Origin of the sequence: Streptomyces sp. ISL-1 (assembly GCF_018614585.1) — a bacterium.
In the GTDB taxonomy this organism is placed as follows: domain Bacteria; phylum Actinomycetota; class Actinomycetes; order Streptomycetales; family Streptomycetaceae; genus Streptomyces; species Streptomyces maoxianensis.
In genome coordinates, this window is record NZ_JAGGOI010000065.1 from 21,976 (window position 1) to 28,016 (window position 6,041).

A 6,041-nucleotide genomic window follows, 5' to 3' on the forward strand; every position below is an offset into this window, starting at 1 on the left:
CCGCCGACTCGTACTACGGCCTTGCTCAGTGGGCGCCGGTGCCGGTGAGGGACTTGACCTCGAGCTCGGCGTACTTGCCCTTGTCTGGCTCCTCCTTGGACAGGAGAGAGCCGAGCCAGCCGAGCAGGAAGCCCAGCGGGATCGAGACGATGCCCGGGTTCTCCAGCGGGAACCAGTAGAAGTCCGCCTCCTTGAACATGGAGGTGGGCTTGCCGGAGACGACCGGTGAGAACAGCACCAGCACCACGGCCGAGGTCAGACCGCCGTAGATGGACCACAGTGCGCCCTGCGTGGTGAACCTCTTCCAGAACAGGCTGTAGAGGATCGTCGGCAGGTTCGCCGACGCGGCGACCGCGAAGGCGAGAGCGACGAGACCGGCGACGTTCAGGTCGCGGGCCATCGCGCCGAGCCCGATGGAGACGACGCCGATGGCGACCGTCGCCCAGCGGGCCGCGCGGACCTCTTCCTTCTCGGTGGCGGTGCCCTTGCGGATGACGTTGGCGTAGATGTCGTGCGCGAAGGAGGACGAGGACGCCAGGGTCAGGCCCGCGACCACCGCGAGGATGGTGGCGAAGGCGACCGCGGAGATCACAGCCAGCAGGATGGCGCCTCCCGTCGACCCCGAGCCGCCGCCGATCTCCAGGGCCGCCAGCGGCGCCGCCGTGTTGCCCGCCTTGTTGGAGGCGATGATGTCGCCGGGCTTGAGCAGCGCCGCCGCGCCGAAGCCGAGCACGATCGTCATCAGGTAGAACGAGCCGATGATGCCGATCGCCCAGTTGACGGACTTACGGGCGGCCTTGGCGGTGGGCACGGTGTAGAAGCGGATCAGGATGTGCGGCAGACCCGCCGTGCCGAGCACCAGCGCGATACCGAGCGAGATGAAGTCCAGCTTCGAGGTGCTGGTGGCGCCGTACTTGAGCCCCGGCTCCAGGAAGGCCGACCCCTTGCCACTGTTCGAGGCCGCCGTGCCGAGCAGGTCGGAGAGGTTGAAGTTGAACTTCAGCAGGATCAGGAAGGTGATGAGCAGGGTGCCCGCGATGAGCAGGACGGCCTTGACCATCTGCACCCAGGTGGTGCCCTTCATGCCGCCGATGGTGACGTACACGATCATCAGTACGCCGACCAGGCCCACGATCGCGACCTTGCCGGCGTCGCTGGTGATGCCGAGCAGCAGCGAGACCAGCACGCCCGCGCCCGCCATCTGCGCCAGCAGATAGAAGATCGAGACGACAATGGTGGAGGTTCCGGCGGCAGTTCGGACCGGGCGCTGGCGCATGCGGTAGGCGAGGACGTCGCCCATCGTGTAGCGGCCGGAGTTGCGCAGCGGTTCGGCGACGAGCAGCAGCGCGACCAGCCAGGCGACCAGGAAGCCGATCGAGTAGAGGAAGCCGTCGTAGCCGAACAGGGCGATGGCGCCCGCGATGCCGAGGAAGGACGCGGCGGACATGTAGTCGCCGGAGACGGCGAGGCCGTTCTGGAAGCCGGTGAACTGGCGGCCGCCCGCGTAGAAGTCGGCGGCGTTCTTCGTCTGGCGTCCTGCCCACACGGTGATGACCAGGGTCGCGACGACGAAGCACGCGAAGAGCGTGATGATCAGCGGCCGGTGCTCGCTCGCTCCGTCGGCGGCCAGCTGGACGGTGGGGTAAGCGGCGTACGCGGCGCTCATGCGTCGGCCTCCATACGGGACTTGATCGCCGCGGCCTTCGGGTCGAGCTTCGCTGCGGCATGACGCGAATAGAGCCAGGCGATGAGGAAGGTGGTGGCGAACTGGGCGAGACCGAAGACGAGGGCGACGTTGATGTTGCCGAAGAGCTTGGTGCCCATGAAGCCGCCGGCGTAGTTGGACAGCAGCACGTAGAGCAGGTACCAGGCGATGAAGGCGACGGTCAGGGGGAAGGCGAAGGAGCGGTACGTGCGGCGCAGTTCGCCGAATTCCGCACTCTCCTGCACCTCGACGAACGACTCTGTCGTGGGCTGAGCGGGGCTGGTGTCCGTACCGCCGGGGGGCGGCAGTGCATCGGTAGCCACGGAATCTCCTCGCGACGCGGGTGCGGTGGGGAAGGACATGGGGACCTCACAGTCGGGGGCGGTTTGATGTTGCTCCACCCCCTGACAACGGCACGGAGAGCGCACCGAACCGGTTCAACATCGGCCTTTCCTTCCTGGCTCTCCCCGGAATTTCTCCGGACTTTCCGCCTGTTTCTCCCCAACTCATTGATGAGGAGCATGATCGGCGATAGCTTCGCTCGTCATGTACCCGCCCATTCACATCGTGTGTCCGGGCGGTTGTCACGGATGATGTGGAGAACCCATGGCTCATCTGGGATCCAGACGGCGGCGCATGCTTGCCCTGCCCGCCGGTCTGGCGCTCACGGCCTCGCTCGGCTTCCTGCCCGCGGGAGCCGCCTCGGCAGCTCCGGCGGACGAGGTACCCGCCGCGGTGGTTACCGACGGCCCGAAGCTGTCGTACGTCGTGAACGTCAAGGGCGGGCACGGCACCGCCAAATCGGTCAAAAAGGCTATAGCCAAGGCCGGCGGCTCGGTGGTGATCGCCTACGACCAGATAGGCGTCATCGTCGTCCACTCGCAGAACCCGGACTTCGCCAAGACGATCCGTACGGTCAAGGGCGTCCAGTCGGCCGGTGCCACTCGCACGGCCCCGCTGACCGCCGCGCGCGACACGGCGATCGACTCGGAGCGTCCGCTCACGGCCGCCGAGGCCAAGGCCGCGGCCGCGCAGGCGGACGCGGACCAGGACCCGCTCGAGCCCCTGCAGTGGGACCTGCCCGCCATCAAGGCGGACAAGGCCCACGAGAAGTCGCTGGGCAGCAAGAAGGTCACGGTCGCGGTCATCGACACGGGTGTCGACGACACGCACCCGGATCTCGCGCCGAACTTCGACCGTGCCGCGTCGGTCAGCTGCGTGGGCGGCGCGCCCAACACCGCGGACGGCGCCTGGCGTCCGGGCCCGGGCGAGAGCGACCACGGCACGCATGTCGCGGGCACGATCGCCGCGGCGAAGAACGGCGTCGGCGTCACCGGCGTCGCGCCGGGCGTGAAGGTCTCCGGCATCAAGGTGTCGCAGCCGGACGGCTTCTTCTACACCGAAGCGGTCGTCTGCGGGTTCATCTGGGCCGCCGAGCACGGCGTCGATGTGACCAACAACAGCTACTACACCGACCCGTGGCTGTTCAACTGCAAGAACGACGCCGACCAGGGGGCTCTGGTCGAGGCACACGCGCGGGCCATCCGGTACGCGGAGCGCAAGGGCGCGGTGAACGTCGCCGCGGCCGGCAACTCCAGGATGGACCTCGCCGCGGACGAGCTCACCGACACCACGAGCCCGAACGACACCACTCCGGTCGAGCGGGTCATCAACCCGAGTGAGTGCCTGGACATCCCGACCCAGATTCCCGGTGTCGTGACCGTCTCCGCTCTGGGCGCGAAGAACCTGAAGTCGTCGTACTCCAACTACGGCCTCGGCGTGATCGACATCTCCGCCCCGGGCGGCGACTCGACCCTCTTCCAGAAGCCGGACGCACCGGCCGTCGACGGCCGGATCCTGTCCACGCTGCCGGGCGGCGGGTACGGCTACAAGGCCGGTACGTCCATGGCCTCGCCGCACGTCGCGGGCGTCGTCGCGCTGATCAAGTCGACGCACCTGGACGCTTCGGCGTCGACCGTGAAGGCGCTGCTGTACGCGCAGGCCGACGACACGGCTTGCACCAACCCCTATGACATCAACGGCGACGGCACGGTCGACGCGGTGTGTGAGGGCGGCAAGCGCGACAACGGCTTCTACGGGACGGGCGTCGCGGACGCGCTGGACGCGGTTCGCCGGTAGAAGTGCTTGACCCGGGGGCCGGGCGCGGGAGTTCCGCGGCCGGCCCCTCTGTGTAGCACCGAGTGCCATGGTCGCTGCCATGGCTCACGCATCAGCGATGGGGCGGCTGCGGCACGCCCTGCCGCCGGTCTCCTTCGCGGGTGGCCCGGCCAACTGGCGCGCGCCTGCCCGGCATTTGGGGCACGGACGCGACCGGGTGGCGCCGGGCACGGTCGCGAACGCCGGGCCGCTTTCGGCCTCGTTACGGCTTGATGAGGACCTTCAGCGCGGTGCGCTCGTCCATCGCCTTGTAGCCGCCCGGAACGCCGTCGAGGCCGACCGACACGTCGAAGACGGACGACGGGTCGATCGTGCCGTCCAGGACGTCCGGAAGCAGCTCGGGGATGTACGCGCGTACGGGCGCGACGCCGCCGCGCAGGGCGATGTTGCGGTCGAACATCACGCTCAGGTCGATGCCGGTGCCGCTGCCGTGCGGCACGCCGACAAAGCCGATCGCGCCGCCGTCGCGGGTGATCCCGACGGCCGTGCGCATCGACTGCTCGGTGCCGACGGCCTCGATCACGGCGTGCGCGCCCTGCCCGCCGGTCAGCTCGCGGACCGCGGCCACGGCCGCGTCGCCGCGCTCGGCGACGACGTCGGTGGCGCCGAAAGTACGGGCGATGTCGGTACGCACCTCGTGGCGGCCGAGCGCGATGATCCGCTCGGCGCCCAGCCGCTTGGCTGCCAGCACGCCGCACAGTCCGACGGCTCCGTCGCCGACGACCGCGACGGTCGAGCCGGCCGTGACCCCGGCGCCGACGGCGGCGTGGTGTCCGGTGCCCATCACGTCGGAGAGCGCGAGGAGCGCGGTCAGCAGCCGATCGTCGGATGCGGCGTCGGCGGGGAGCTTGACGAGGGTGCCGTCGGCGAAGGGCACGCGTACGGCCTCGCCCTGGCCGCCGTCGGACTTGACGCCGTCGGACCCGATCGAGCCCCAGAAGCCGCCCTGCGGGCAGGACGTCTGCAGGCTCTCCGCGCAGTACTCACAGCTGCCGTCGGACCAGACGAACGGCGCGACGACCAGGTCGCCGGGCTTGAAGCCGGCGACGGCGGACCCCGTCTCCTCGATCACGCCGAGGAACTCGTGCCCGATGCGCTGCCCCGGCTGCCGGGCCGACTCCCCGCGGTACGCCCACAGGTCGCTGCCGCATATGCAGGCGCGCAGGACGCGCAGGACCGCATCGGTGGGCTGCTGGATCGCCGGATCGGGCACCTCCTCCACGCGGATGTCGTGCGGGGCGTGGATGACGGTGGCGCGCATGGGCGAGGTCCTTGGTGTTCAGGCGGAAATCCGGCTCCCACGGTACGCCTGCGTGTGGCGCGCGAGAACGCCCGTGGCCAGCAGCAGCTGCCCCGCGCAGTAGGTGAGCATGATCCAGAAGTCGGGTGCGGGAAGCTGAGGCCATTCGGCGACACCGGTGGCGATGAGCATGTCCGAGAGCAGGAACAACGCCCCGCCCGCGCCCGCGACGAGGCCGAGCCCGCTCGCCCGGCAGGCCATGGCGGTGAGCAGCACCGAGTACCCGGCGACCGGGATACGCAGATCGGCGGGGAGGTCGGGCCACAGAAGCGCGACGGCGCCGACGAGAGCGATGGCGTAGAAGCCCGCGACGAGCGGTGACGTGCGCGTACGCCGGAACAGCAGCAGATAGCAGACGTGACCGGCGGCGAAGGACCCCATCCCGACGAGGAAGGCCCAGTCCGCGCTGGAGAGCAGGAAGACATCGCCGCCCCAGCCGAACAGGAGCGCGGCAAGGAGCGGGCGGGGTGCGCCGCGGGTGGCGGCGTACGCCGTGAGCAGCGGCATGAGCAGGGGCTTGGCGACGGTGTGCCCGGCGTCGAGCCCGAAGGCGAGCGAGGCGAGGTCGCAACCGACGGCAAGGAAGAACGCGACGAGGAACATACGGGCAAGCCGCTCCCGCGCGGCGGAGCCGACCGAGGCGCCGGCCGGCGAAGCCGGGCCCACTGAGGCACCCGCCTGCAGGTCGGAGCCCGCGACGCCGCCGGCCCGCGGATCAGAACCCGCCGAGGCTTCAGCCTCCGGCTCGGCGGCCGGCTGTTCGGCGGCGGGCTGCCCCGCGGCCCCCGGCCTGGCGTCCGGCTGCCCGGCGCCCGGCCGCTCGGCCGACTGCCCCGCAGGCACAGGCGGCTCCGAGGG

5 protein-coding genes are annotated in these 6,041 nt (G+C 70.1%); 1 reads left to right on the forward strand and 4 read right to left on the reverse strand.

What is annotated here, in order from left to right; genetic code table 11:
* Positions 1–25 precede the first annotated feature (25 nt).
* The gene (locus J7E87_RS33430; protein WP_215098412.1) at positions 26–1,666 is read right to left on the reverse strand and encodes a cation acetate symporter; all 1,641 of its coding nucleotides are present in this window, start codon (positions 1,664–1,666) and stop codon (positions 26–28) included.
* Entirely contained in the window at positions 1,663–2,028 is a 366-nt protein-coding gene (locus J7E87_RS33435) for a DUF485 domain-containing protein (protein ID WP_215098413.1), read from the reverse strand. The genes J7E87_RS33430 and J7E87_RS33435 overlap by 4 nt, the downstream gene beginning before the upstream one ends.
* 283 nt (positions 2,029–2,311) lie before the next feature.
* Here J7E87_RS33435 and J7E87_RS33440 point away from each other — a divergent pair, with 283 nt between their 5' ends.
* The gene (locus tag J7E87_RS33440; protein WP_215098414.1) at positions 2,312–3,844 is read left to right on the forward strand and encodes a S8 family serine peptidase; all 1,533 of its coding nucleotides are present in this window, start codon (positions 2,312–2,314) and stop codon (positions 3,842–3,844) included.
* A gap of 241 nt (positions 3,845–4,085) precedes the next feature.
* Here the strand turns inward: J7E87_RS33440 and J7E87_RS33445 are convergent, their stop codons facing one another.
* The gene (locus J7E87_RS33445; RefSeq protein ID WP_215098415.1) at positions 4,086–5,144 is read right to left on the reverse strand and encodes a zinc-dependent alcohol dehydrogenase family protein; all 1,059 of its coding nucleotides are present in this window, start codon (positions 5,142–5,144) and stop codon (positions 4,086–4,088) included.
* Positions 5,145–5,162: 18 nt separating this feature from the next.
* Positions 5,163–5,786 (reverse strand): lysoplasmalogenase, encoded by a 624-nt coding sequence (locus tag J7E87_RS33450; RefSeq protein ID WP_215098419.1) that lies wholly within the window; start codon positions 5,784–5,786, stop codon positions 5,163–5,165.
* Between the last annotated feature and the right edge of the window lie 255 nt (positions 5,787–6,041).

Coding starts and splice junctions, on each gene's coding strand:
- J7E87_RS33430 (WP_215098412.1), bottom strand. CDS start 1,666: ATGAGCGCCGCGTACGCCGCTTACCCCACCGTCCAGCTGGCCGCCGAC.
- J7E87_RS33440 (WP_215098414.1), top strand. CDS start 2,312: ATGGCTCATCTGGGATCCAGACGGCGGCGCATGCTTGCCCTGCCCGCC.
- J7E87_RS33445 (WP_215098415.1), bottom strand. CDS start 5,144: ATGCGCGCCACCGTCATCCACGCCCCGCACGACATCCGCGTGGAGGAG.
- J7E87_RS33450 (WP_215098419.1), bottom strand. CDS start 5,786: ATGTTCCTCGTCGCGTTCTTCCTTGCCGTCGGTTGCGACCTCGCCTCG.